General features: G+C 69.6%; 19 protein-coding genes and 4 pseudogenes. 16 read left to right on the top strand and 7 right to left on the bottom strand.

The window, feature by feature from the left end; genetic code table 11:
• Window positions 1-209: 209 nt before the first annotated feature.
• The 6 genes from ACGFSA_RS05830 to ACGFSA_RS05805 all read left to right on the top strand — a co-directional run bounded on the left by ACGFSA_RS05830 (window position 210) and on the right by ACGFSA_RS05805 (window position 2,918).
• Window positions 210-419 carry a hypothetical protein gene (locus ACGFSA_RS05830; protein ID WP_393300176.1) on the top strand — a complete coding sequence of 70 codons (210 nt, stop codon included), beginning with the start codon at window positions 210-212 and terminating at the stop codon, window positions 417-419.
• 210 nt (window positions 420-629) lie between these two features.
• The gene (locus tag ACGFSA_RS05825; RefSeq protein WP_393300173.1) at window positions 630-1,379 is read left to right on the top strand and encodes a DUF4386 family protein; all 750 of its coding nucleotides are present in this window, start codon (window positions 630-632) and stop codon (window positions 1,377-1,379) included.
• Window positions 1,380-1,386: 7 nt separating this feature from the next.
• On the top strand, window positions 1,387-1,560 hold the full coding sequence (locus ACGFSA_RS05820; RefSeq protein WP_393300170.1) for a hypothetical protein: 174 nt from the start codon (window positions 1,387-1,389) through the stop codon (window positions 1,558-1,560).
• A 33-nt stretch (window positions 1,561-1,593) separates the two neighbouring features.
• Entirely contained in the window at window positions 1,594-1,827 is a 234-nt protein-coding gene (locus ACGFSA_RS05815) for a heavy-metal-associated domain-containing protein (RefSeq protein WP_393300167.1), read from the top strand.
• Window positions 1,828-1,853: 26 nt separating this feature from the next.
• Complete coding sequence (locus ACGFSA_RS05810) at window positions 1,854-2,309, top strand: hypothetical protein (RefSeq protein ID WP_393300164.1); 456 nt, start codon at window positions 1,854-1,856, stop codon at window positions 2,307-2,309.
• A gap of 135 nt (window positions 2,310-2,444) precedes the next feature.
• The gene (locus ACGFSA_RS05805; RefSeq protein ID WP_393300161.1) at window positions 2,445-2,918 is read left to right on the top strand and encodes a GNAT family N-acetyltransferase; all 474 of its coding nucleotides are present in this window, start codon (window positions 2,445-2,447) and stop codon (window positions 2,916-2,918) included.
• Window positions 2,919-3,318: 400 nt separating this feature from the next.
• Here the strand turns inward: ACGFSA_RS05805 and ACGFSA_RS05800 are convergent, their stop codons facing one another.
• Window positions 3,319-4,185 (bottom strand): serine protease, encoded by an 867-nt coding sequence (locus ACGFSA_RS05800; protein WP_393300158.1) that lies wholly within the window; start codon window positions 4,183-4,185, stop codon window positions 3,319-3,321.
• Between the two features lie 125 nt (window positions 4,186-4,310).
• Here ACGFSA_RS05800 and ACGFSA_RS05795 point away from each other — a divergent pair, with 125 nt between their 5' ends.
• Window positions 4,311-4,676: an iron chaperone gene (locus ACGFSA_RS05795; protein WP_393300156.1), complete on the top strand. Its 366-nt coding sequence runs from the start codon at window positions 4,311-4,313 to the stop codon at window positions 4,674-4,676.
• A 58-nt stretch (window positions 4,677-4,734) separates the two neighbouring features.
• On the opposite strand, the pseudogene ACGFSA_RS05790 reads toward ACGFSA_RS05795, so the two are convergent.
• Window positions 4,735-4,914 (bottom strand): annotated as a pseudogene (locus ACGFSA_RS05790) (DUF3626 domain-containing protein); the annotation flags it as partial.
• A gap of 189 nt (window positions 4,915-5,103) precedes the next feature.
• Between ACGFSA_RS05790 and ACGFSA_RS05785 the strand changes: the two are divergent.
• From ACGFSA_RS05785 to ACGFSA_RS05775, 3 genes and pseudogenes are all read left to right on the top strand, one after another.
• Window positions 5,104-5,939, top strand: a pseudogene (locus tag ACGFSA_RS05785) (arylamine N-acetyltransferase).
• A gap of 214 nt (window positions 5,940-6,153) precedes the next feature.
• Window positions 6,154-7,365 (top strand): pyridoxal phosphate-dependent aminotransferase, encoded by a 1,212-nt coding sequence (locus ACGFSA_RS05780; RefSeq protein WP_393300153.1) that lies wholly within the window; start codon window positions 6,154-6,156, stop codon window positions 7,363-7,365.
• 83 nt (window positions 7,366-7,448) lie between these two features.
• A complete protein-coding gene (locus tag ACGFSA_RS05775) occupies window positions 7,449-7,835 on the top strand; it encodes a hypothetical protein (RefSeq protein ID WP_393300150.1) in 387 nt (128 codons plus the stop codon).
• 135 nt (window positions 7,836-7,970) lie between these two features.
• Here ACGFSA_RS05775 and ACGFSA_RS05770 read toward each other — a convergent pair whose 3' ends face one another.
• The 3 genes from ACGFSA_RS05770 to ACGFSA_RS05760 all read right to left on the bottom strand — a co-directional run bounded on the left by ACGFSA_RS05770 (window position 7,971) and on the right by ACGFSA_RS05760 (window position 11,454).
• Window positions 7,971-9,086: a glycosyltransferase gene (locus tag ACGFSA_RS05770; RefSeq protein WP_393300147.1), complete on the bottom strand. Its 1,116-nt coding sequence runs from the start codon at window positions 9,084-9,086 to the stop codon at window positions 7,971-7,973.
• A 44-nt stretch (window positions 9,087-9,130) separates the two neighbouring features.
• Window positions 9,131-10,423, bottom strand: coding sequence for a DUF2079 domain-containing protein (locus tag ACGFSA_RS05765; RefSeq protein WP_393300144.1), 1,293 nt, complete (start codon window positions 10,421-10,423; stop codon window positions 9,131-9,133).
• A gap of 308 nt (window positions 10,424-10,731) precedes the next feature.
• On the bottom strand, window positions 10,732-11,454 hold the full coding sequence (locus ACGFSA_RS05760) for a peptidylprolyl isomerase (RefSeq protein WP_393300141.1): 723 nt from the start codon (window positions 11,452-11,454) through the stop codon (window positions 10,732-10,734).
• Window positions 11,455-11,763: 309 nt separating this feature from the next.
• On the opposite strand from ACGFSA_RS05760, the gene ACGFSA_RS05755 reads away from it, so the two are divergent.
• Together ACGFSA_RS05755 and ACGFSA_RS05750 are read left to right on the top strand one after the other, a co-directional pair.
• Window positions 11,764-12,999: a hypothetical protein gene (locus ACGFSA_RS05755; protein ID WP_393300138.1), complete on the top strand. Its 1,236-nt coding sequence runs from the start codon at window positions 11,764-11,766 to the stop codon at window positions 12,997-12,999.
• 290 nt (window positions 13,000-13,289) lie between these two features.
• Window positions 13,290-14,046, top strand: a pseudogene (locus tag ACGFSA_RS05750) (hypothetical protein); the annotation flags it as partial.
• Window positions 14,047-14,400: 354 nt separating this feature from the next.
• Here the strand turns inward: ACGFSA_RS05750 and ACGFSA_RS05745 are convergent.
• Window positions 14,401-16,224: a phosphoenolpyruvate carboxykinase (GTP) gene (locus tag ACGFSA_RS05745; RefSeq protein ID WP_393300135.1), complete on the bottom strand. Its 1,824-nt coding sequence runs from the start codon at window positions 16,222-16,224 to the stop codon at window positions 14,401-14,403.
• 196 nt (window positions 16,225-16,420) lie between these two features.
• On the opposite strand from ACGFSA_RS05745, the gene ACGFSA_RS05740 reads away from it, so the two are divergent.
• From ACGFSA_RS05740 to ACGFSA_RS05730, 3 genes and pseudogenes are all read left to right on the top strand, one after another.
• Window positions 16,421-17,131 carry a hemolysin III family protein gene (locus tag ACGFSA_RS05740; protein WP_393300132.1) on the top strand — a complete coding sequence of 237 codons (711 nt, stop codon included), beginning with the start codon at window positions 16,421-16,423 and terminating at the stop codon, window positions 17,129-17,131.
• A 149-nt stretch (window positions 17,132-17,280) separates the two neighbouring features.
• A pseudogene (locus ACGFSA_RS05735) lies at window positions 17,281-18,313 on the top strand (MFS transporter).
• A gap of 11 nt (window positions 18,314-18,324) precedes the next feature.
• Window positions 18,325-18,957, top strand: coding sequence for a TetR/AcrR family transcriptional regulator (locus ACGFSA_RS05730; RefSeq protein WP_393300130.1), 633 nt, complete (start codon window positions 18,325-18,327; stop codon window positions 18,955-18,957).
• 96 nt (window positions 18,958-19,053) lie between these two features.
• Here the strand turns inward: ACGFSA_RS05730 and ACGFSA_RS05725 are convergent, their stop codons facing one another.
• On the bottom strand, window positions 19,054-21,069 hold the full coding sequence (locus ACGFSA_RS05725; protein WP_393300127.1) for a thioredoxin domain-containing protein: 2,016 nt from the start codon (window positions 21,067-21,069) through the stop codon (window positions 19,054-19,056).
• Window positions 21,070-21,842: 773 nt separating this feature from the next.
• On the opposite strand from ACGFSA_RS05725, the gene ACGFSA_RS05720 reads away from it, so the two are divergent.
• Window positions 21,843-25,100 carry a tetratricopeptide repeat protein gene (locus ACGFSA_RS05720; RefSeq protein ID WP_393300124.1) on the top strand — a complete coding sequence of 1,086 codons (3,258 nt, stop codon included), beginning with the start codon at window positions 21,843-21,845 and terminating at the stop codon, window positions 25,098-25,100.
• Window positions 25,101-25,136 lie beyond the last annotated feature (36 nt).

The raw sequence follows: 25,136 nt of genomic DNA, 5'->3' as shown, positions 1-25,136 counted from the left end.
CGGGCACCGGTCGCCCCATGCGCTGGCCACGCACAGCTCGGTCGCCGCGGCGCCCGCGCCCTGATCCTCGGCGGCCTGGTCGTCATGGGCGCAGGCGAGCTACTGCTGGCCGCCAGGTGCCGGCGGCACCCAGACCCCGCCGACGTGCTGCCCGCTGCTTGTCGGCGCCGGCGTCGGGCCGACGTTCGTCGCCCATCGCCGTTGCCGCCATGGGCGACGTGCCCGCCGAGAGCTCCGGACTGGCCTCGGGGCTGATGATGACCGGCCACGAGATCGACGCCGCGCTTTGCGTCGCCGGGCTCACCGCGATCGCCGTCACCAGCAGCAAGCCCAGCGCCGCCGTCACCGGCCACGGGCACGGGGCGCACCGTCACCGACCGGGCCGATCCCGGCGGAAAACCTGGCGATTTCCCCGGTGAGGCGCACCGGCCCCCGCACGGACTCTTACTCCTGACCGCACCAGCACCTCGAGGAGTTCCCCCTGCTGTCCAGCATTTTCCTCGGTTCGACCATGTCTCTGTCACCGCCTCTCGCCCCGTGGACCGCGCCGACATCGCCGCCGTCGACGAGGCGGGCTACGTCCTCGTCCCGTGACACCGTCCATTCCACACGCCACCTGGAGGTCTGCCGTGTCCAGCTCATTTCCCGCCCTCAGCGCCACCTCCGCGCGCACCGAACCCCTGGCGCGTCGCAAGTCGCTGCGTCTGTCCGCCACGCTGCTGCTCGTGGGACAACTCCTGTACATCGCGGTCACCCAGTTCCACGCCGATGGGGACGCAAATAACCACCCCGCTGTGTTCGCCGAGTACGCCGGCAGCGGGATCTGGACAGTCGTACACCTCGGCCAGTTCGCAGGCATGGCGATCTTCCTCGCGGGGCTGCTCGCCCTGTTCTTCGCCCTGGACGTTCAGGCTGGAACGGCGAGATGGGCGGGTCGATTCGGTGCCGCTTCGGCGGTGGCGACGCTGGCGCTGTACGGCGTCCTCCAGGCGGTGGATGGCGTCGCCCTCAAGCAGGCCGTGAACACGTGGGCCGACGCCCCGGGTACCGAGAAGGCGGCGCGCTTCGCGAGCGCCGAGGCAATCCGCTGGCTTGAGTGGGGGGTGAGGAGCTACCAAAACTTCGCCCTCGGACTCGCTTTGCTCCTGTTCGCGGCCGCGCTCGTGCGGACGGCTTGGGTCCCGCGGCCGATAGCCCACCTGATGGGGCTTTCCGGCCTCGCCTACCTGGTGCAGGGCTGGGTGGTCGGCTCCGTGGGTTTCTCGCGAACGGAGACGATCGCAATCGTGCTGGCCTTCGTCCTGGACGTGGCGTGGATGATCTGGCTGGTCGTGGTCGCCTGGCGGATGCAGGATTCGGAGGCCCTGTCGCCTGGCTGATGAAGGCGTGGGCCGCGCGGCGCTGGGCACCTTCGACATCGCCGGCGACCGCGCCGACACGAAGGCGAAGATCGGCCCCATCCAGGACGCCGTGCACGGCACCCGAGGGCTGAGCCCACACCTTGCCTTCGACCAGCCGCGGACCGCGGTGGCCGCCTCACCCGGGGCGGCCACCGCGTGACCGCACCACCACCAACACCTCGAGGAGTTCCCCTTGCTCTCCGGCACCCCCCGCACCTTCATCGGCTCGACCACTTTCGAGGTGACCGGTATGACCTGCGCGCATTGCGTCCGCTCCGTCACCGAGGAGATCTCGAGTGTCGCCGGCGTCGAGTCCGTCACCGTCGACCTGGCCACCGGCAACGTCACCGTCACCGCCTCCCAGCCGGTCGACCGCGCCAACATCGCCGCCGCAGTCGCCGAGGCCGGCTACGCCCTCGTCCCGTGACCCGCGCCCATCCCTGGAGACATGCCGTGCACAGCCAACCCGCCACTCCAAGCACAGCCCCCGCGCCCACCGACGCCGTGGCGCACAACGGCCACCGCCTGAGCGCCAAGAAATTCGCCCTGCACTTCGCCGAGATGGTCGTGGCCATGGCCGTCGGTATGGTGGTCCTGCACCCGGTGTGGATGTTCGTCCTCGACGCCCTCGGCGCCGCCGGACTGATGCACAGCCCTTACACCAGCGCGCTGATCATGGCGACGAACATGACGGTGGCCATGTCCGCGTGGATGAAGTTCCGCGGCCACCGCTGGCGGCCCATCGCCGAGATGGGCTCGGCCATGTACGTGCCCTTCCTGGTGCTGTTCGTGCCGCTGGCGCTCGAGCTCATCGACACCGGCGCCCTGATGCTGTGGGGCCACCTGCTCATGCTCCCGGCGATGGCCGTGGCCATGCTGCTGCGCCCGCACGAGTACGCCCACTGCTGAGGCCCCGACCCCAGCCCGGCGACGTCGGTGACACCTCGGTGTCGCGTGAACCCCGACCGCGGCGGCGGGAGCCGTCCACCCCGCTCCCGCCGCCGCATCCGCCCCGTCCACCACCCCCCGAGAGGACGCCCCACGATGACCGATGTCACAATCCGCCAGGCCACGCCGGATGACGCCGCCGACGTGGCCGCGATGGTCCGCGAGATCGCCGCCCACGAGGACCAGGCGGCGCAGGTACACGTCACCGATGGGCAGTGGCGCGCCCTGCTCGGCCGCCCCGAGGTGATCGTCCTGCTGGCCGAGCGCGGCGGCCGGGCGGTCGGCTACGTCTCCTCCGTCCGCCAGCTGCACCTGTGGACCGGCGGCGACGTGCTCAACCTCGACGACCTCTACGTCCGCCCCGGGCACCGCGACGCCGGCGCCGGCCGGCAGCTCATGGCCGCTCTCGCCGCACTGGCCGCACCCGGGCGACTGCTCATCCGCTGGGGCATGGAGGCCGACAACGTCGACGCTCAGCGCTTCTACCACCGCCTCGGCGCCACCCTGCGGCCCAAGATCCTCGCCGCCTGGCCCCCGAGCGCGTACGCCGACTTGGCCACCGGCCACTGACCCGGCCGCGAACCTGGCGAAATCACCGACCCGAGGCCGGACCCCACCCCGAACAATCAGCCGCAGCCCACGTACCCTCGCCCGAACAGGAGACCGCAATCACCATCACCGCGTCGACCCCCGCCGCGGCGACCGAGGCGACCGTCGGCTGCACCCTCAATGAACATCCTCGTGGCGCTGGGCACCGGGGTCGCCTACGCCTACAGCGCGTTCGCCGAGACCCCGTTCGGCCCGTGGCTGCTGGCCGCGCATAGCGGCCGGTCTCGCCGCGTTCGGTCTCTTCTCCTGCACCAACGGCCGGTGGCGCAGGACCTGACGCCCCGCCGCTCGTACCCTGCGGGACCACGCCCCGCGCGCGTCGCCCGGGGCAGGCCGGGCGACGCGCGCGGACGTTTTCCGACTACGGCTTGGGCAGGGTGCACCCGGTCCGGTTGAGGTCGATCTGACTGCCGGCGCCGATGCACGGCACGATGCCGTACGTCTCCTGGGCGTAGTTGATGCCCTGCCGGACCGTCACATTGCCGCTCTCGTCGACCTCGCACGGATTGTTGACCGTGCACTGCTGCCCGTCCTCGTTACCGGTGTTGTTGACGGCGACGACCTTGCCGGTCGCGTTGTCGATCACCGGGGAGCCGGACGTGCCGCCGATGGTCTGGCAGGCGGAGGTGTAGCGGACCGAGTCCTTCCATGTCCACGAGCCCTCCTTCATCCGGTAGACGAAACCGTCGACATTGCAGCTGTACGTGCGCTTCCAGTAGCCGGAGACGACCGTGATCGCGGTGCCCTGGACCGGGTGCGCGGCGTTGAGCTCCAGCGCCTTGATGCCGTAGGTGCTCTCGATCTGGGCGTAGGTACGGGTGAGTTGGTACAGCGATATGTCGGTGTCAGTCATCGTCCCGTACGCAATCTTGCTGGCGCGCAGGGTGCCGACTCCGCTGCCCGCGGAGTTCAGCAGGGTGAAGCTGCGGGTGGACTTCCGGCCGAGGACGACCTCACCCGGACTGGGGAAGCCGGTCTCCAGGCAGTGCCCGTTGGAGAGCACGAGCGCCGGGTCGCTCGGGAGCGAGGCGGCCGTGCGGACCACGGAGCCGGAGCAGTTGCTGAGCGCGACCGTACCGGCGAAGTCGACCGCCTTGGCCGTGATCTGCTCGGCTTGTGTCGTCTTCTGCGGCGCCGCCGCGTCGTGGCTTGTGGCCGCGACAGCGGGTGCCGTTCCCGCTCCGAGGAGCAGAACGGCGAAAAGCGCGCCGAGGAGAGGCTTCTTCATGTGGGGGTCCCCTCTATGACCTCTGTGACCGAAGTTCGTTCGGTTTTGTCATGCGCATTGTTAGGGGTGCGTGGCTCCGGGGCAAGACCGCCTTCCGGCCTCGGGACGGCCGTTACGCTGTGCGCATGGTGCAGAGCAAGGCGGAGGACGTCGACGGATACCTGGCCGAGGTGCCGGCGGAGCGCCGGGACGCCCTGGGCAGACTGCGGTTGATGTGCCGCCAGGAACTCAAGGGCTTCGGCGAGATCATGGCCTACGGGATGCCCGCCTACGAACGGGACGGGGTCACCGAGATCGCCTTCGCGAGCCAGAAGAACTACGTCTCCTTCTACCTGCTGCGCACCGATGTCCGCGCGGCATTCGAGGAGCGGCTGGCCGGACAGGACACGGGCAAGGGCTGCCTGCGCTTCCGCAAGCCGGAGAACATCGACTTCGACCTGGTGCGCGACCTGTTGAGGGCCACCGCGGCCCGGCCGGGCACGGTCTGCTGACGGGGTGGCCGGTCAGCCGCGCGCCGGTTCATTGAGCGCGTCCTGACTGTCGGTCTCAGATGAGCCGCATACGGTCCGCGACGCCGAAGTCCGTGGGTTCGGCGGCACTGTCCGGGTAGCAGAACGTGGCGCGCGCAAGCGCCTCGGCGGTCAGCCGGAAGTGCGCCGAGCCGAACCGTGGCGCCGCCCCGACCTCCTTGCGCCAGACGTTCAACGCGCCGTACACCGGCCGCTGTTCACCGGGCACACCAGCGAATCGTGCGGCGATCGTTGCTCGTATCACCGCTCGTCTCGCCCGAGTTGAGGTACATCCGAGGCCCGGGAGCGCGTCGGGCCGGAACCAGGACCCGCGTACCAGGACCCGCGTACCAGACGGATCAGCCCCTGGTCGGAGGCTTCCGCCGCCCCGGTTGCGTACGGTCGGACCATGACGACCGATCACGACCGCACTCTCGACCTCGACGCGTACTTCGCCCGTATCGGCTGGACCGGGGAGCGCCTCCCCACCGTGGAAGTGCTCTGCGTGCCGTGCACCGCGCCCATGCGCTGGGCATCCCGTTCGAGAATCTGGACCCCGTGCTCGGGAGCGCGCCCTCACTCGCGCTCGCGGACCTGCAGGCGAAGCTCGTACGCAGTGAGCGCGGCGGGTACTGCTACGAGCACAACACCCTCTTCGCCGCCGTACTGGCCGAGCTCGGATTCACGGTGACGCTGCTCTGCGCGCGCGTGGTGCTGGGGGCCGCGCCCGGGGACGTACGGCCGCGCACCCACATGCTGATGCTGGCCGAGGTTCCGGGCGAGCCGACCCCGCATCTCGCCGATGTCGGCTTCGGCGCGGGCAGCTCGCTGCTGGAGCCGATCGCGCTGGTGGCGGACGCGGAGCTGCACGACGCACCGCGCCGTCACCGGCTCGTCCACGCACCGCACGGCGGCCCGCTGCCGCTGTGGAAGCTGCAGACGCTGGCCGCGGGCGGGTAGTGGGAGGACCAGTACACGTTCACGCTGGAGCCGTTCGAGGCGCCGGACTACGAGGTCGTCAACTGGCACATCGCGACCAATCCGCGCTCCCCGTTCCAGCACCTGGTGTACGTCCAGCGCACCACTGCGGACGGCCACCTGGCACTGTCCGGCCGGAAGCTCACGGAGACGGCGCCCGACGGCACGCGGAAGGAACGGGAGCTGGCGGACGGCGACGAACTCCTGCGGGTCCTGGCGGACGACTTCGGCATCCGTCTCCCGGACGGCACGCGCCTGCCCGAGTGACGGCGGCGCCCCATTCGCGTGGCGCATCTCACCCGCCCCGGCCCGTCACACATCCATTCCAAGCCGCGTCACCGTCCCCGGCCAGGGTTCCCACGGCCGAGGACGGCGGGTGCATGGCGATGGAAGACCGGGCGGGCGAACCGGGTTCCCCGGGCGGGTCAACCTGTGGGCAAACCCCGCGCACCCTGTGAAACACCACCGTATCCTCGCTGGCATGCAGGTCATCCAGTCGACGAAGCTCGCCAATGTCTGTTACGAGATCCGGGGCCCCGTGCTCGAGGAGGCGATGCGGCTGGAAACAGCTGGTCACCGCATCCTCAAGCTGAACACGGGCAACCCCGCGGCGTTCGGGTTCGAGTGCCCGCCCGAGATTCTCGAAGACATACTGCGCAACCTCTCCGGGGCGCACGGTTACGGCGATGCGAAGGGGCTGCTGTCCGCGCGCCGCGGGGTGATGCAGCACTACCAGACCAAGGGGATCCCCCTCGACGTCGAGGACATCTACCTGGGCAACGGCGTCTCCGAGCTGATCCAGATGTCGATGCAGGCGCTGCTCGACGACGGCGACGAGGTGCTCGTACCCGCACCGGACTATCCGCTGTGGACCGCCTCCGTGTCGCTGGCCGGCGGCACGGCCGTGCACTACCGGTGCGACGAGCAGGCCGACTGGATGCCGGACCTCGCCGACATCGAGCGGAAGATCACGGACCGCACCAAGGCGATCGTGATCATCAACCCGAACAATCCGACCGGTGCGGTCTACGACGACGCGATGCTGCGCGGGCTGACGGAGATCGCCCGCCGCCACAACCTGGTGGTCTGCTCCGACGAGATCTACGACCGGATCCTGTATGACGGAGCGACACACACCCCGACGGCGGCCATCGCGCCCGATCTGCTGGTGCTCACGTTCAACGGGCTCTCCAAGAACTACCGGGCGGCGGGTTACCGGTCCGGGTGGCTGGCCGTCTGCGGCCCGAAGGGGCACGCCGCCTCGTACATCGAAGGGCTGACGATCCTCGCCAACATGCGGCTGTGCGCCAATATGCCGTCGCAGCACGCGGTGGCCGCGGCGCTCGGCGGGCGGCAGTCGATCGACGACCTGGTACTGCCGGGCGGACGGATCCTGGAGCAGCGGAACGTCGCGTACGACCTGCTGACGCAGATCCCGGGCGTCACCTGCGTGAAGCCGAAGGGGGCGCTGTACCTCTTCCCGCGGCTCGACCCCGCGGTCTACAAGATCAAGGACGACCGGCAGATGGTCCTCGACCTGCTGCGGGCCGAGAAGATCATGGTCGTGCAGGGTACGGGGTTCAACTGGCCGGAGCCCGATCACTTCCGGATCGTGACGCTGCCGTCGACCGAGGATCTGACGGACGCGGTGACCAGGATCGGCGCGTTCCTGGACGGGTACGGGCAGCCGTGAGGCAGCCGGATCCCGACACCGCTCAACTTTAGACTGAATCCAATGTAGGATGGCCTCCTGATCGCGAGCAGGAGGCCATCCCCATGTACGAGCCGATCCGCACCAAGTCGGTCCACTCGATGGCCGACGCGGCGCAGTACCCCCACCGCACCCGCGAGGAGGAGCTGGACATCCAGCTCGCCGGGCATCTGGCCGCCCTGCTCGCCGTCACCGACGAGCTGGGGCTCGGCCGGGCGGGCGATCGCATTGCCGAGCAGGTGGCCCGGCTGCGCGGGGCGCCGCCGGCGCGGCATGCCGCGCTGACCCGGGCCGACCCCGCCGCATTGCACCACCGGGCGCTCGCCCTTGCCGGCCGCGCGCTCGTCGTCGCCGCGTCCCGCGCGGACACCGCCGCCGCGATTCTCGCCGCCGAGCGCATGGACGCACACACCGCCGCCCTGCGTGACGCCGAGCTGATCGGCGCCCCCTGACGGCCCCGGTCCGCGGGCCGGGGAGGCGCGCGGACCGGGTGCCATTCGTGTGCCGCGTCCGGCCGTTCCGAGCGGGCACCGGCCTGCGCCGCGAAGGCTCTCCGGCCGGGCCACCGCGGCCCCGCCGACCCCCGGTCAGGCGTTCACGAGTTCCCTCGAGCCCAGCTTCTGCCGAGCGAATTCGAGGTTGCCGGTCACGCGGTCGTGGTCATCGGGCGGCACCTTGCCGCCCTCGAGAAGGCGTTGGCCGCACTGCTCCGACTCCTCGTAGTTTCCGGTCCAGTAAGCGGCCACGGCGAGTTCGTCGAGTACGCGCCAGTCGTACCATTCGAACTCGACGAACAGAGTGTCCTTCGGGTACGGGATCTGCGCTGCTTGCCGCGCGAACATGTACGCAAGTGGCCAGCGCGGGCCGTTCAGGCGGCAGTAGCGTGCGAGTTCACCGAGGGCTTCGGCGCGCGAGGGACGGCTTTCGTGCGCGCGGAGGTAGCGGTCGATCACCTCGGCCGGCCGCCGGCCGAGCTCTTCCGCGAGCCGTGCCGCGTAGAGGTGGGCACAGAAGACTTCCTCGGCGAATCCGCCCATGCCTGCCCGGCGGTCGTAGGCGGCGAGTGACTTCTTCGGCTCTCCGGCATCGCGCCAGCTCTGGGCCAGGTAGAAGACGTAGCGGGAGTTGTCGGGTTCCTTGATCAGGCCTTGCTGAAGGACCTTGGCGTCGCGCAGGTACTTCTTCCGCACCCCTTCTCCCCTCAGGCGCGCGCCGCCCCCCACCGAGAGGATGTTGGCGCCTGTGAACGACCCGAGGGTGTACGGCGTTCCGCAGTCGATGTACTCGTGCAGGACGCCGACGTAGCGCCAGGGCAGCCGGGTCGAGACCAGAGCGGGGCGCCAGTGGGTGATGGGTCCGTCGTGCAGTGCGACTCGGTAGGCGTCGTGGGTCAGCTCCGGCATGCGAAAGCCGGGCTCCACCTCCATCTCGTCATCGGCGTCGATGAACAGCAGATAGTCCGCTTCGGCGCGCGCCAGGTCGATCGCCTCGCTGCGGCTCCCGTCGTATCCCTTCCAGGGACTTTCGTGCAGGGCGCCGGGCAGATCACTGAAGACCTCACGGATGACGTCCTGGGTGCCGTCGGTCGAGCCCGTGTCCAGGATGACCCAGGTGTCGATCAAAGGGCGCACGGATTCGAGGCAGCGTCTGATGACCGGGGCCTCGTTCTTGACGATCATGTTCAGGCAGACCGTTGATTTCATGGGTCACCTCCAACTCGGTGAGGTAGAAGACCGACGTCACGACGTCAGTTCGGGCGCTTGAGCAGGACGAAGCCCTGTTCCTTGCTCACGGTGAGATACCCCTGTGCGCGGGCAATCCCCAGGGCCTGCTCTTCCTGAAGGACGTTCAGCGGCCACCGCTGATTGAACGGCACCCAGGTGTCGACCATGATCCACTGAGGATCGGGGCGGCTGTCGGCCCAGCCGTAGAGGCTGGCGCTCGTACGGTTCGTGAGCTGGGGCACGAGCAGGTTGGATGCCTGGACCGTGGCGCCGTCGGGGATCCGGTCCATCAGACGGTGGGCGACAGCGATGCGGGGATCGTCCCGCCAGGTGGCCGGCTGGACGAGCTGCCAGAACGGATACTGCGGAAGGACCAGGAGTGTGATCGCAGCGGACCCGGCGAGGTATCGTCGCAGGCTGCTCTTGCTCGGGTTCCGTCGGATCAAGGCGTCGATGAAGGCCGCGAAGACGATCGGCATCAGCACGAGCGAATAGTGGTAGGCGGTGCCCCAGTGGGTGCTGAGCTCTGAGGCAGCCCGCCACAACAGGGTCGGTACTGCGATCCACATCAACGGGGACCGCAGGGCCAGGAACAGGGTCGGGGCCAGCACGAGCAGGAGCGTCGAGATCTTGGCCTCGGGGGTGATGAGACCGATCGTGCTCTTGTACAGCAGACCCGTCAGCCCACTCTCACTGCCTTCCGAGCCATTCAGCCAGTGCCAGTAGTCATAGGACCCGTTCGGACTGAAGGCCGGCAGAATGACCATCGTCGCCAGCAGTGCCCCGGCCAGACCGACTGCGGCGGTGATGATCCCGAGCCTGCGGTCGCCGCGCCGGGCGATGACGAGGCCGATCACGACCACGGTGAGCCCGAGGTCCTCCTTCACCAGCAGCAGAGGCAGAGCCCAGCAGACCGCGGCACGCATCCGGCCCGTCGCGAGAGCGGTGAGCGAGCACGCGAGAAGAGGAACGGCGAAGGCCCACTCATGGAAGTCGGAGCCGACCCCGCTCGCGAGACCCCAGGAGAGGCCGTAGCAGACCCCGATGACCGCGGCAGCGGGGGAGCCCAGCGTTCGGCGCGCCCAGAGAGTCAGGGGCAGAACGCTCGCGGCGATCAGCGCCGCCTGCACCACGAGCAGGGCCATCGCCGAAGGCCACAGCCGGTAGACGGGTGCCACCAGGGCCAGAATGGGAGAGAAGTGGTCCCCCAGGACGGGAAAGTCCGGCCCCTTGACTTCGGAGACGGGCAGGTGCCCATTCGCGTAGGACCGGACGACCTGCTCGAAGATTCCCAGGTCGAAGCTGTGGGAGAGCATGCGCTGATGGATACGCAAGGACAACGTCGCGTATGTGAAGAACAGCGTTCCCGCCAGGGCCCAGATCCACCACGGGATGCCGGGGCGACTCCCGCGAGACGGTTCGACTGCCGGCCCTTCATCCACAGTTGATTTTTGTTGCGCCGGGAGCGTGGCACTGTCGGTGGGTGGGGCTTGCATGACTTATTCCTTCCGGAAAGCTGACCCTGAGAACCTCAAGATGCCAGCAGCCTTCACGGCTTGGCTCTGAGCCACCATGTGCGCGCGCGGAATACTCCGAACAGCGGCACACCTGGGGCGTGGTGGAGTCACCCGCGCTTCTCGCGAGGGGCATTGGCCGATGCCTGCCGCACCGTTACCGACTTGATGACGACGGCCTTCTTCGGCTTTCCGTCGGAGGATCCGTCCTGCGTCCCGTTCCTGGCGATCGCCTTCAGTACGTCCAATCCGCTCACGACTTTCGCAAAGGGAGTCCACTCGGACGACATGGGAACATCGGGATCGGCATAACTGATGAAGAACTGACTGCCGTTCCTGCCGGGAACCGCTTTGGACATCGCCACGGTGCCGGCCGAATATTCGGCTCCGTCCAGATTCTCGTCATCGAAGAAATAGCCCGGATCGGCTGCGCCTTCCCCTTTGGGGTCACCGCAGTCCAATACAAAAATCCCTCGGGTCGTGACACGGTGGCACTTGCTGCCGTCGTAGTACCCCTTCCGCGCAAGAAAGGAGAAGGAGTTGGTGGCGCAGGGCGCCTTGTCGGTCAGGGCCTCAAGGGTGACGGTTCCCCGGTTGGTCACGAGTTCTGCCGTGTACGGCCGGGCTGCGGCCGAGGCGTCGAAGGTGGGAATTCCCGCAGGCTTCGCACCATCGGTGGGTTTGTATGAGCACGTGACTGGCGGCTTCGCATCGACGCTGTTTCCCGTCAGGGAGACCGCCGCCCATGCCAGTCCTGAACACGTCGTGGTCACGGCGAGTGCGACCGTCGCCACCTTGACCACACGCTTCCTGGCCCTGGTGAAGAAATTCATCTTTCCTTGAAAATCTCTGACGGACATTCGAGCCTCGATTTGGCGAGTGGGAGCTGATGAAGCATGCAGAGCGTATCCACCCACCTGTGTGACGGCTGCACCGACACACACTCGGGATTGAAACCACCACTGGGCCGCGTGGCCCAACTCTTCGATACTCATCCCCTTTCAGCCCCCTCCCTCCCTCTGCCGATCGCCTGAACGTCTGGTGTGTCTCGCCCGCTTTCTTGCACACGCACCCGAATCTTGCGTCAGAGGCTCCGCATGCCTCTCGAGACCACTCCATTCGGTTCCACAAGGAGCAAATTCATGAGTCCTGAGAACAGGACCCCCTCCCGTCTGGGCCCGGTGCCCCGAGGTCGCAAGTGGCTGGCCGGCGGTGCGATGGCAACGCTGAGCCTTGTCGTGCTGGGCTTCTCCAGCCCTGCGATGGCGGCCGCCCAGAGCGCCTTCTCTCCGGGCGAGATGAACCGTCCTGTGCTTATGGGCGGTGACAAGTGCGAGAAGCAGAAGAACAAGCACGACAGGGACGAGTGCTGCGACCGCCACAAGAACAAGCACGACAGGGACAAGTGCAAGGAGAAGGAGAAGGGCAAGCGCGGACCCACCGGGCCGACGGGGCCGCGCGGCGCCACGGGACCGACCGGACCCACGGGTGAGAACGGCGAGAACGGCGCCACGGGCGCCACCGGAGCCACGGGAGCCACGGGAGCCACGGGACACACCGGAGCCACGGGACGCACCGGAGCCACGGGACACACCGGAGCCACGGGACGCACCGGAGCCACGGGACGCACCGGAGCCACCGGAGCCACCGGAGCCACGGGACGCACCGGAGCCACCGGAGCCACCGGAGCCACGGGTCAGAACGGCGAGAACGGCCAGAACGGCGCCACCGGAGCCACGGGACCGACCGGAGCCACCGGAGCCACCGGAGCCACGGGACGCACCGGAGCCACCGGAGCCACCGGAGCCACGGGACGCACCGGAGCCACCGGAGCCACCGGAGCCACCGGAGCCACGGGACCCAAGGGCGACGAGGGCGACACCGGAGCCAGCGGGTGCGGCAGCGCCATCGACACCGTTTTCCCCGCCCCCGGTGAGGAATTCAGCGTCTTCCTGGTCAACGGGGTTACGTATGGGGGCCACCGGGGCAGCGCCACGGCGGGGACCTACCTCTACGAGGACCTCACCACACCGACGCAGAACCCCGGCTACCCCGACCCCGCCACTGTCTGTGCCACCAGCATTGCATCCCTGGGCCAGGTGACGAACTTCAAGGTGATCACCACGGGCGGGGTCATCTACGAGCTCCAGTGCACCTCCGCCGGGCTACCCCTCACCCTGAACTGCGGTAGCGCCGCCAACCCGCGACCTTGGCAATCGGTTGGTACCAATGTCCGCAGCGGGCCGTTCGTGAGCGACAACCCGCTGAACGCGAACCAGCAGCAGAGCAGCATGAGCGCGATGGAGCAGTTGCTGGACGACCTCGGCCTCGACAGGACAGCCGACAAGGGGCTCTCGAAGAGCCAGAAGCGGTCCTGACCTCGTTGGGATCCCTCTGAAGTGTGCCGTGCCCGGGGCCGTCCGGGCACGGCACACGTGCGTGCGCCCTGCGGTGCAGTCCATGTCCCGCGGCGGGTGGTTCGCAAGCATCGACCCCGTCGCCTCCAACTCCCTTGCCCCGTAACCGGCCACCGGCAGGTCGTCGGACGCGGGGCGCTTTTTCTCGTGGTTCCCGCGGTGGTCCCTCGGGTCGCCGGAGAGAGTCGGGCGCGCCCGTAGCGTACTGGGATACACACGTCACCTGCCGTCCACTCATCTCCGCCCGGAATGTGGGTTTCCGCGAGCAGTCTGCATCCGTGAGACGCATCGTGGGAATCGTCCTGGCGGTGCTGCTGATCGGCGGAGTGGCAGTAGCCGTCGTAGCAGGCCGCGACAGCAAGGACACGAGCACGGCAACGAAGACCGTGCGTGGACTGATCGGATCGGAGAAGGCGGAGTTCTTCGCCGATCCCGATGTGGTGAAGGCCCTCGCTGCCAAGGGGTTCACCGTGAAGGCGGAGACGTCCGGGTCCTGGGCCATGGACCAACTTCCACTGAAGGGGTACGACTTCGCCTTCCCTGGCTCGAAGGCTCCGGCCGATGAGCTGCAGCGCAAGTCCCCCGTCAAGGGCGGCCCACTCAGGCCCTTCTACTCGCCGCTCGTCGTCGTCGCGCACCGCGGCGCCGCGCAGGTGCTGGCGGACAACGGGCTGGCGACGCTGAGCGGCAAGTCCAGCGGGAAGCTGCACATGGCCCCGTACCTGAAGGCCGCGAAGGCGGACCGGACCTGGCAGCGGCTCAAGCTCCGATAAGCGTTCCGAGTTGACCGGAACGGTGTTCATCGCGAGCACCGATCCCGTCGCATCCAACTCCGGCGCGCTCTACCTCGCCGCCGCCTCGTACGTCGCCGACGGCGGCCGGGTGGCCGCCGACGACGCCGCGATCGATCGCACCGCGCCGCTGCTGAAGAAGCTGATCCAGGTACAGGGTGCGCAGCAGACCAGCAGTGACGCGCCGTTCCGGGACTTCATCAGCGGGGTCGGCAGCAGACGCACACGCGGTACCTGGAGGACCGGGGCCGGTCCGATTGAGCCCCGTCGGGCGGGCCGGGAGCCCGGCCCGCCCGACGGGAAGCCGTCCGCCTACCGCCGGACGCGCACCGTCGCCGACGCCGTCGACCGGTGGTGCCGAGACGTATTCAATAAACGAGACGTATTCAATAAAAAGGGCGAGAAAGGGCGGCCCCCGGAACCGTCAGGGGATTCCGGGGGCCGTTCCGCGGCGGGCTGTTGACCCCACAGGTCAGGGCGGATGTCGAAAGGCCCGGTCGCGGGGATCGCAGGGGCGCGCTTCAGGAGTGCGCCCGGGTGGGCGACGCCTCGAAGGCGCCGCCCCGGGGCGTCAGCCCAGGCGCTGGACCAGCGCGCGGTACTCGTCCCACAGTTCCTTCGGCGTGTGGTCGCCGAAGGTGTTGAGGTGCTCGGGAACCAGCGCCGCTTCCTCGCGCCAGACCTCCTTGTCGACCGTGAGCAGGAACTCCAGGTCGGACTCGGAGAGGTCCAGGCCCTCGGTGTCCAGGGCGCCCTTGGCGGGCAGGATGCCGATCGGCGTCTCGACGCCCTCCGCCTTGCCGTCCAGGCGCTCGACGATCCACTTGAGAACACGGCTGTTCTCGCCGAAGCCCGGCCACACGAACTTGCCCGCGTCGTTCTTGCGGAACCAGTTCACGTAGTAGATCTTCGGGAGCTTCGCCTGGTCCTTGGCGGCGCCGACCTTGACCCAGTGGTTCATGTAGTCGCCCATGTTGTAGCCGCAGAACGGCAGCATGGCGAACGGGTCGCGGCGCAGCTCGCCGACCTTGCCCTCGGCGGCGGCGGTCTTCTCGGAGGCCACGTTGGCACCGAGGAAGACACCGTGCTGCCAGTCGAAGGACTCGGTGACCAGCGGTACGGCCGAGGCGCGGCGGCCACCGAAGAGGATGGCCGAGATCGGCACACCCTTCGGGTCCTCCCACTCGGGCGCGATGATCGGGCACTGGCCGGCCGGGACGGTGAAGCGGGCGTTGGGGTGGGCGGCGGGCGTACCGGACTCGGGGGTCCAGTCGTTGCCCTTCCAGTCCGTGAGGTGCGCGGGGAGCTCCTCGGTCATGCCCTCCCACCACACGTCGCCGTCGTCGGTGAGCGCGACGTTCGTGAAGACGGAGTTGCCCCACATCGTCTTCATGGCGTTGGCGTTGGTGTGCTCGCCGGTGCCGGGCGCGACACCGAAGAATCCGGCCTCGGGGTTGATCGCGTAGAGACGGCCGTCCTCGCCGAACCGCATCCAGGCGATGTCGTCGCCGATGGTCTCGACGGTCCAGCCGGAGATCGTGGGCTCCAGCATGGCGAGGTTGGTCTTGCCGCAGGCGCTCGGGAACGCGGCGGCGACGTACTTCGCCTCACCCTGCGGCGGCGTCAGCTTGAGGATCAGCATGTGCTCGGCGAGCCAGCCCTCGTCACGGGCCATGACCGAGGCGATGCGGAGCGCGTAGCACTTCTTGCCGAGCAGGGCGTTGCCGCCGTAGCCGGAGCCGTAGGACCAGATCTCGCGGTCCTCGGGGAAGTGCGAGATGTACTTGGTGGAGTTGCACGGCCACGGAACGTCCTCCTGGCCCTCCTCCAGGGGCGCACCCAGCGTGTGGACCGCCTTGACGAAGAAGCCGTCGGTGCCGAGCTCGTCGAGGACGGCCTGGCCCATGCGCGTCATGGTGCGCATCGAGACGGCGACGTACGCGGAGTCGGTGATCTCGACGCCGATCGCGGAGAGCGGGGAGCCGACGGGGCCCATGCAGAACGGAACGACGTACATCGTGCGACCGCGCATGGAGCCGCGGAAGACACCCTTCTCACCGGTGAAGATCTCCCGCATCTCGGCGGGGGCCTTCCAGTGGTTCGTCGGGCCCGCGTCCTCCTCCTTCTCGGAGCAGATGAAGGTGCGGTCCTCGACGCGGGCGACATCGCTCGGGTCGGAGGCGGCGTAGTACGAGTTCGGGCGCTTGATCTCGTCGAGCTTGGTGAACGTGCCCTTGGCCACGAGCTCCCCGCACAGGCGCTCGTACTCGGCTTCGGAACCGTCGCACCAGACCACGCGGTCCGGCTCGGTGATGGCTGCGATCTCGTTCACCCAGGAGGCGAGCTCCTGGTGACGAGTGGGAACAGTGAGGGGAGCCGCGATGTCGCGCGCCACGATCGCTCCTTGTTGAGGGTGTCTTTTGGGCTGTTGCCCCGTGGGGGCTGCGACCCGGATGCTTCGTAGCCGCTCATCCGGTGCCGACCATACTCATTTGATCATGCGACCGATTCACCCATATGTCCAGAGGGGCGCCCACGTGAGCATCGCCACTCGCGTTCGCAACCTACGGTGCCGTAGGTAGCATGCGGTCATGACTGCTGCCGCCGCGCCCGAACCAGCCGAGGTCGAACCAGCCGAGCCAGGCCCGGCCGAGGCGGCGCCGGGCCCGGTGAAACCGCGCATGCGCGGCTGGCTGCATGCCGGAATGTTCCCCGCGGTGCTGATCGCGGGGATTGTTCTGATTGCGCTCACGGACAGCATCCGCGGCCGGATCGCCTGCGGCATCTACATCGCGACCGCATGCCTGCTCTTCGGCGTGAGCGCGGTCTACCACCGCGGCACATGGGGTCCGCGCGGCGAGGCGGTGCTGCGCCGGCTGGACCACGCCAACATCTTCCTGATCATCGCGGGCACGTACACGCCGCTGACCCTGCTGCTGCTCCCGGAGTCGACCGGGCGCCCGCTGCTGTGGGCGGTCTGGGCGGCAGCGGCGGCCGGCATCGCTTTCCGGGTGTTCTGGGTCGGCGCCCCCCGCTGGCTGTACACCCCCTGCTACCTGGCGATGGGATGGGCGGCGGTCTTCTTCCTGCCCGATTTCATGCGCACCGGCGGGATCGCGGTCCTGGTCCTGGTCGTCGTCGGCGGCCTGCTCTACAGCGCGGGCGGCGTCATCTACGGGATCAAGCGGCCCAACCCGTCACCGCGGTGGTTCGGCTTCCATGAGGTCTTCCACTCGCTGACCCTGGCCGCCTTCACCGTGCATTACGTCGGCATCTCGCTGGTGGCGTACAACCACGCCTGAGCGACCCCCCCTCCCCACCCTTCCAGGGCCGCGGCTTCCGAGCCGCGGCCCTTCTGCATGCCGGGGCACCGCCACCCGCCCGTCATATTGACGCCCACAATCTTTTGAGAGTAACCGTCACTTGACTTTAACTCTCGAAGGAGTGGGCCATGAATCGACGCTGGTGGGCCCTGGGCGCGCTGGTCGCGAGTCTGCTCGTGCTCGGATTCGACATGACGATCCTCAACGTGGCGCTGCCGACCATGGCCGAACAGCTCGGCGCAACCCTCGGCGAACAGCAGTGGATGGCCGATGCATACATCGTTGTCTTCGCCGCACTGATGCTCCCGGCGGGACTGCTCGGCGACCGGTTCGGCCGGTGTCGTGCTGATCGCCGCGCTCGTCGTACGGGAACGCGGCGCCAGGCGCCCGATGCTCGACATGTCCCTGCTGCGGCAGCGGCCGTTCCTGCTGAGCGCGCTCGCCGCGACGCTGGTGATGTTCGTGATGTCGGGGCTGATGTTCATCCTGCCCGGCTATCTCCAGGCGGTCCTGGGCCACGACGCCCTCGGTACGGGGGTGCGGATGCTGCCGATGATGGGCGGGCTGATCGTCGCCGCGAAGACGGGCGCCCCCGTCACCCAGCGGTTCGGAGCACGCGCCACGATGACGGCGGGCCTGGTCGTACTCGCCTTCGCCGCGCTCCTGGGCAGCCGTACGACGGCCGACAGCGGTTACGGCTTCACGGCGCTGCGGCTCTCCGTCGCCGGGGTCGGCTTCGGCTTCGCCGTCGTCCCCGCGATGGACGCCGCGCTGGCCGCCCTGCCCGCGGACCGTGCGGGCAGCGGATCGGGGCTGCTGATGACCGTGCGGCAGACGGGCAGCACTCTCGGGATCGCGCTGCTGGGCAGCCTGCTCGCCGGTGCGTACAGCGGCCGGCTCGACACCACCGGCGTGCCTGCCGCCGCCGCGGACACGGCCGGGGACTCGCTCGTCGCCGCCCATGTCGTCGCGGCGAAGCTCGGCGCGCAGCGGCTGGCCGACTCCGCGGACGCGGCGTACCTCCACGGCATGAGCGTGGTGCTGCTCGTCATCGCTGTCACGGCCCTGGGGTCGGCGCTGCTGGTCGGGACGTTCCTGACGAACCTCCCCACCCCGTCGCAGGAGCGGACGGACGTGGCCCCGGCGCCCGTCGATGCCTGACAATGGCGACCATGGCCGCCACCTCTCGTACTCCTTCCGTTTCCGCCCCCGGGACGCAGCCCCAGCTGGGGCTGCGCGAGCGCAAGAAGCTCAAGACCCGGATGGCGATCCGCCGGGCGACGTACCGGCTGATCGCCGAGCAGGGGTACGACGCGACGACGATCGAGCAGATCGCGGAGGCGGCGGAGGTGTCGCCGAGCACGGTGTTCCGTTACTTCGCCGCCAAGGAGGACATCGTCCTCACCGACGAGTACGGCCCCCTCATGGAAGCGGAGTTGCGGAACCGTCCCGCGGACGAGCCGCCACTGGAGTCGCTGCGGTTCGTCATGACAGAGGCGCTGACGGCATTCCTCGCCACCGAGGAGGAGGAACTGTGCCAACGCACCCGGCTGATGGTGGAGGTCCCCGCGATCCGGGCGCGGATGTCGGAGACCATGTCGGACACGGCGAAGATCCTGGCCCAGGTGCTCGCCGACCGAAGCGGCCGCGGCGCGGACGACCTGGAGGTCCGGGTGTTCACCGCCGCAGTGCTGGGGGCGCTGCGCGAGGTGACGTTGTACTGGGGCGAGCACGACCAGAAGGGCGACCTGATCGCCATGATCAACCGGGCCATGGACACGCTCGAGGGCGGCCTGACGCTCTGACGCCTCGGGGGCACCAAGGGTGCGCCACACACTCCCCAGGCCATGGGTGCAGTCCGCAGACGGAGCGCCGGCCGGGCACGCCCCGGGCGTCCCCGGTCACCCCCCGAGCTTCCGCGCCAGCTCCTCCGCGTCCGTGGTCGGCGCGTCGCACACAAAATGCCGGCAGACGTACGCCGTCGGAGCCCCGCCCACCATCGGCCGGTCCACCAGCAGCGGAAACTCCGCACCACCGGTCTCGCCCGCCGCGACCACCGCGCCCGGTGCCCGTCCCAGCAGTGCCGTACGGTGCAGTGCGCCGCCGACCGGCCCGGCGACCGCCACCTCGCGCGGGCCGTCGAGCAGCGCCTCGGCAACCGCGAGACCCCACCCGATGAACCGCGGAACCCGTGGCCCGAGCGCCTTCACCACCCCGAGCGCGCCTTCCGCGGCAGCCCGATGGGCCTCGGATCCGGTGTGCGCGGCGTACGAGAGCAGTGCTCCGGCCGCCGCCGTCCAGCCCGCCGGAGTCGCGCTGTCGGTGGGGTCCTGTGGGCGGCGGATCAGCTGTTCGGCGTCGTCCGCCGTGTCGTACAGCTGCCCGCCCTCGCCGGTGAAGTGCTGCAGCACGATGTCGAGCAGGAAGCCGGCGAACTCCAGCCAGACACCCTCGGCGGTGACGGCGGCCAGCGCGAGGAAGCCCTCCGCGACATCGCCGTAGTCCTCCAGGACCCCGGCGTTGTCACCCGCCCGGCCGTCCCTGGACGTCCGGGACAGCCGGGCATTCTCGCCCATGTGGACCCGGACCAGCAGGTCCGCCGCCTCCGTGGCGCGTTCGATCAGGTCGGGCCGGTCGAAATACGCCCCGGTTTCGGCGAGCGCGGCGATCGCCAGACCGTTCCAGGCCGCCACCACCTTGTCGTCCCGTCCGGGACGCGCCCGCTCCTCGCGCGCCGCGAGCAGCCGGGCCCGCACATCGGCGGCCCGGTCCGGGTCCACCGCGTCGTCGGTGCGCGGCAGTTGGAGCACGGACTTGCCCTCCTCGAAGGTGCCCGCCTCGGTTACCCCGAAGTACTCCGCGGCGAACGTGCCGTCCTGCTCTCCCAGCGCCTCGCGCAGTTGCGCGGGCGTCCACACGTAGAACGCGCCCTCGACGTGCTGTCCGTCGCCGTCCTCGCTGTCCGCGTCGAGCGCCGAGGCGAACCCGCCCTCCGCCGTCCGCAGTTCGCCCACGATGAAGTCGGCGGTCTCCAACGCGACCCGGCGCGCCAGGCCGGAACCCGTCGCCCGCCACAGATGGGCGTACACCCGGCAGAGCAGCGCATTGTCATAGAGCATCTTCTCGAAGTGCGGTACGACCCATTCCCGGTCCACCGAGTAGCGGGCGAAGCCGCCGGCGAGCTGGTCGTACATCCCGCCCCTGGCCATCGCCTCACAGGTGTCGGCCGCCATCTGGAGGGCGCCCTCGGCGCCGGTGCGGGCGTGGTGGCGCAGCAGGAACTCGATCGTCATGGACGGCGGGAACTTCGGGGCGCCGCCGAAGCCCGCGTACTTCTCGTCGTAATCCCTGGTCAGCCCGAGCAGCGCCTGCGAGAGCTCCTGCTCGCCGGGCAGCCCCTCCCCGCCGTGCGCCAGCGAGCGGCCTGCCAGGTCGTGCACGATGCGCCCGGCGACCTCGGCGACCTCGTCCGGGCGTTCGGTCCAGGCGGCTACGACACCTTCGAGGATCTGCCGGAAGGACGGCATACCGTGACGGGGCGCGGGCGGGAAGTACGTGCCGAAGTAGAAGGGTTCGCCGTCGGCGGTCAGGAAGACGGTCATCGGCCAGCCGCCCTGGCCGGTCGCCGCCTGCACCGCCTCCATGTAGACGGCGTCGACGTCGGGCCGCTCCTCGCGGTCGACCTTCACCGGGACGAAGTGCGCGTTCATGTATGCCGCGGTCGCTTCGTCCTCGAAGCTCTCGACCGCGAAAACATGGCACCAGTGACAACTCGAGTAGCCGACGCTCAACAGCACCGGAACACCCCGCTCCCGGGCCTCCTCAAAGGCCTCGGGCGACCAAGGCCACCAGTCGACCGGATTGTCGGCGTGCTGAAGGAGGTACGGAGACGTCTCATGGGCCAGGCGGTTCGGCATACCTCCATCCTGCCTGAATAGACCCGCTCCATCCCATGACCCGGCCCTCAAGCCGCAGCATCGGATGCCGCCACTCGGTCCGCCCACTTCCAGACCGGCGTCACACGTGAGTAGTCCCAGGCCTGGTTTCCCTTCACCCCCGGCCGGATCACGAAGCACTCGAAGGCCGAGGCAATCACCTTGCGCCGCTCACCGAGGTCCGTGGCACCCGACATCCAGCGCTCGCGAATCGACTCCGGCAGTCGCACGGGCCCGCGCCCTCCGTCGGGAAAGAGAAGCCTCTCGATGGCGTCGTCTCTCGGTCTCTGCAGTAGCCGCTTCGAGCGACAGCACAGCCTGCAGCAGCCCCTCCTTGGTATAGGGATCACGGACTCCGCTCTGGTCCACATGTATGCGCCCCGGGTGGCACGTCAGAGCCTCGACGAACCGTGCGAAGTCCTCCACGCGCCGGTAGAGGCGATCGTCTGCCACACAGACGACGCTCCCAGTGGCGTACCGCCGCCATCCGCCCCTCGCCTGAGGTCCAGGAGCAGCCTGTCGAACGCTGGTCGCACACACCCCGGCTTGGACGCATTACGCCCATTGTCGGTATACCTGGCGACGATGACACAGCCCTGCGCGCGGGCGGACCGCTTCGCCCCACCAGGTAGCCGGGCTCGCCGGCTGAGCGCAACGGCTGTTCGGGTCCTGCCACTTGCCCCTCATGCTCTCTCGCGCTCAGCCGCCCCACGCAGGACACTTGTCCCGGACAGAGCTCTCGGAGGGGGACGGACATGCGTGACAGCCACCGGGCCGAAGCCGAACGGCTGTTGGTACGCGCCGTGGAGGAGGAAGTGCGCCGTTCGGGGGGCAGGGCCGACGCCGGTGCGCTCACTGCGCGCGGGCGGGCGGCGCTCGACTCGCTGGCGGCGGGCGCGGCCGAGGAGTACGCCGCGTACACGCAGGCGCTCGATGCGATGGAGGCCGGGCAGAAACCCTTGTCGCACCAGTTCAGCAAGGCCGCGATGGGAACTCCACTGCTGGTCACGGGAGTTGCCGCAGCCGCGGCGTTCGGCGCCGATCTCGCGTTCGGTACGGCGGTGGGGCCGGCGCTCGGCGCGGGCGCCGTCGTCGCTGTCGCGGGCGCCGCGGCCACCGTCGTCAAGGTGACCGCCTCGCACTGGCCCGCCGCCCACCGGCACGCGGGTGCGGCGGGCCAGCCCGGCGGGCCCGAGCAGCTGCGGCTGCAGTGGCTCGCGGCGCTGGAGGTACGGGGCATCCGCCCGTTCCTGGACCAGCAGCGGATGCTGACCGCGTCGTCCCGTACGCCGAAGAAGAAGGCCGCCGCCGTCGTGCCGCGGCTGCGCGGCGGTGACCGCAGTGCGGAGGCGCGCAGGAGGGCGCTGCTCGACCAGTCCTTCGGGCATCTGCCCGCCCCCGACGGCCCGTTCGCCGGCCGCCGGGCCGAGCTGGCGCAGATCGCTCAGTGGGTGCACGCGGCCCGCGCGTCGACGGAGACCAAGCCCACCGTCGTCGTCCTGCACGGCACGCCCGGGTCCGGGCGCACGACACTCGCGGTGCGGGCGGCGCACGAGCTCAAGGACCAGTTCCGGGGCGCGTGCGTGGTGGATCTGCGTTCCGACGTCACCGGCGAGAACCCGCTGCCGACCCGCGACGCGCTGCTGCACCTGCTGAACCGGCTCGGCGCGCCGCGTGAACAGCTGCTGTTCCGGGACGGGGGCTCCCCTGATCGAGCGGGGTCGGGATCTCGGGGAAGGTCCTCCGCCGAGCAGCAGGTGCGACGACTCAGCGAGCTCTACCACCAGCATCTGACCGGTACGCCCGTGACGATCGTCCTCGACGACGCCGGCGATCCGGAGCAGGTCCGCACGCTCATACCGGAGCGCTCCGACAGCCTGGTTCTCGTCACCGCCCGCGCTCCTCTCGACCTGCCTGGCGACATTCCGGCGTGGGTGCACCAGCTGCCCGTGGGCCCGCTGGACGCGGCGGGTGCGGAGGAGCTGCTGCGTGTGTCGGCGCAGGAGGAGGAGCAGGGGCCGTACGACTCCCAGTCGACGGACGCGATCGCCGAGCTGTGCGGTGGGCTGCCGCTGGCGCTGCGGGTCGTGGGTTCCTCGCTCGGGCCGCGTACCCGCACGGCGCTGGCCACCGAACTCGCCGCGTACGGTCCCGTCGCCCCCGTCGAACGGGCTCTGTGGCTGCGCTACACCGACCAGTCCGAGCAGGCGCGGAGGCTGCTGCGCCGGCTCGCGCTGGCCGGGCGCGCCAGCCTGGGCGCGGCGGCGGCCGCGGCGCTGCTGTCCGCCGAGGAACGGGAGGCGCAGTCACTGCTGACGGCGCTGTCCCGGGCCGGGCTGCTCGACCATGTGCGGGGTACGCGCTACCGGCTGCACGATCTCGTACGCGGTTTCGCCCTGGTCCGGCTGCGCGACGAGGAGGAGGCGGCGGACCGTACCGCCGCGCAGGAGCGGCTGATCCACAACTATGCGGAGCTCGCCGGTGCGGTGATCCGGATGGTGGACGGGAAGATGTCCACCCGGGCGGGGCAGTTCGGTTCGCACGGGTTCGGTTCGCTCGACGCGGCGCTGCACTGGCTGGACGACGAGTCGAGCTTCATCACCTCCGCGCTGCGGCATGCGGAGGGCGTCGACCAGGGGGCCGTGCTGGACCTGCTGGGCGCACTGTGCGACTACTGCCTGCTGCGCGGCGATCTCTACCGCCTGGGTGAGATCAGCGAGCTGACGCAGGCCGTCGACAAGGGGCTGCTGGAACAGTCGGTCCAGTGGCGTACGGGCATCGCGGCCCGGCAGCTCGGCGAGCTGGACAAGGCCCGCACCACACTGTCCTCGGTCGTCGGTCTCTACCGCGAGGCGCAGAACGACGCGGGCACGGCGCTGGCGCTCTGCTCGCTCGGCATCACCCTGCACCACCAGGGGAACCTCACCGACGCGTCGGCGCGGCTGCGCGAGGCGATCGCGCTGCAGTCCTCCGACGGACAGGCCGAGGACCGGGCGTGGTCGCTGCACGCCCTGGCCGCCGTCGAGCGCGACCGGGCTAACCTGGCGGAGGCCCTGACCCTCCTCGACACGGCGCTGACCCTGCACCGGGAGGGCGAGTCGCTGCATGGCGAGGCGTGGACGCAGTTCCAGCTGGGCCAGGTGCGCTTGCGGATGGGCGATGTGCCCGGAGCCGAGGAGACGCTGCGTACGGCCCTGGATCTGTACGGCCGCACCCGTGACGAGCGCGGCGAGGCGTGGGCGCTGACCCAGCTGGCCCGCGCCCGGCTGCTCGACGGCGATCCGGACCCGGCGGTCGACGGGTTGCGCCGGGCACTCTCCCGCCACCGTGACAACGAGGACGCGCGCGGTGAGGCGTGGACGCTGTACTACCTGGGCCAGGCGCTGGAGGCGGCGGGCGACACCGACCGGGCGGTGCGGGAGCTGGAGCGGTCGCGCACGATGTTCTCGCGGATGCGGGACGTCTACGGGCTGGCGTGTGCCCGGCACCACTCGGGCCGGGTCACCCGCGACCAGCGGGCCGCCCGGACCGGCAATCTGCGCAACTCAGGTTTCGCCCGCCAGCTCCTGGTCGATGCCCGGGCCGACTTCCGGCGCATCGGTGTCGCCCACGGCGAGGCGTGGACGTGTCTGGAACTGGCCCTGGTCGACGCGGGGAACAACCGGGCGGCCCCGGCGCTCGCGCTGTGCGACGAGGCGGTGGAGCTGTTCGACTCGTACGGCGACACGCGGGGCGCCGACTGGGCCCGCTTCCTGCGCTGCACTCTTCTGCCGTACGCGTCGGCGGGCGGTACGGAGGTGGGCACCGTGGTGGCCCAGCAGGAACTCGCCGACCTGCTCCGGGCCGGGCACCCGAACCGCGACAGCAAGCTGGAGGACTGCGCGGAGGCGTTCACCGTGGTCCTGAACCGCGGGATCGACCTGGAGGACGGCTGGCAGGCCTGGCGCCTGGGCATGACGCCGACCCGCCACGCCCGGGAAATCATGGGCGTGGCAGTGGAAGCACGGTCATAGCCGCAGTCCCGGCACCCTCGCCGGACGGGCCTCTTT

The organism is Streptomyces sp. NPDC048496 (genome assembly GCF_043200055.1).
Classification (GTDB): Bacteria; Actinomycetota; Actinomycetes; order Streptomycetales; family Streptomycetaceae; genus Streptomyces.
The sequence above is the reverse complement of the archived record's forward strand: the minus strand, read 5'-3'. Positions and strand labels throughout refer to the sequence as shown.

Bases quoted from the DNA above. Each gene is read 5' to 3' on its own strand.
- ACGFSA_RS05740 (WP_393300132.1), top strand. From the start codon at position 16,421: ATGACTGCTGCCGCCGCGCCCGAACCAGCCGAGGTCGAACCAGCCGAG.
- ACGFSA_RS05725 (WP_393300127.1), bottom strand. From the start codon at position 21,069: ATGCCGAACCGCCTGGCCCATGAGACGTCTCCGTACCTCCTTCAGCAC.
- ACGFSA_RS05770 (WP_393300147.1), bottom strand. From the start codon at position 9,086: ATGAAATCAACGGTCTGCCTGAACATGATCGTCAAGAACGAGGCCCCG.
- ACGFSA_RS05720 (WP_393300124.1), top strand. From the start codon at position 21,843: ATGCGTGACAGCCACCGGGCCGAAGCCGAACGGCTGTTGGTACGCGCC.
- ACGFSA_RS05730 (WP_393300130.1), top strand. From the start codon at position 18,325: ATGGCCGCCACCTCTCGTACTCCTTCCGTTTCCGCCCCCGGGACGCAG.
- ACGFSA_RS05775 (WP_393300150.1), top strand. From the start codon at position 7,449: ATGTACGAGCCGATCCGCACCAAGTCGGTCCACTCGATGGCCGACGCG.
- ACGFSA_RS05795 (WP_393300156.1), top strand. From the start codon at position 4,311: ATGGTGCAGAGCAAGGCGGAGGACGTCGACGGATACCTGGCCGAGGTG.
- ACGFSA_RS05830 (WP_393300176.1), top strand. From the start codon at position 210: ATGGGCGACGTGCCCGCCGAGAGCTCCGGACTGGCCTCGGGGCTGATG.
- ACGFSA_RS05755 (WP_393300138.1), top strand. From the start codon at position 11,764: ATGAGTCCTGAGAACAGGACCCCCTCCCGTCTGGGCCCGGTGCCCCGA.
- ACGFSA_RS05800 (WP_393300158.1), bottom strand. From the start codon at position 4,185: ATGAAGAAGCCTCTCCTCGGCGCGCTTTTCGCCGTTCTGCTCCTCGGA.
- ACGFSA_RS05805 (WP_393300161.1), top strand. From the start codon at position 2,445: ATGACCGATGTCACAATCCGCCAGGCCACGCCGGATGACGCCGCCGAC.
- ACGFSA_RS05760 (WP_393300141.1), bottom strand. From the start codon at position 11,454: ATGAATTTCTTCACCAGGGCCAGGAAGCGTGTGGTCAAGGTGGCGACG.
- ACGFSA_RS05780 (WP_393300153.1), top strand. From the start codon at position 6,154: ATGCAGGTCATCCAGTCGACGAAGCTCGCCAATGTCTGTTACGAGATC.
- ACGFSA_RS05765 (WP_393300144.1), bottom strand. From the start codon at position 10,423: ATGCTCTCCCACAGCTTCGACCTGGGAATCTTCGAGCAGGTCGTCCGG.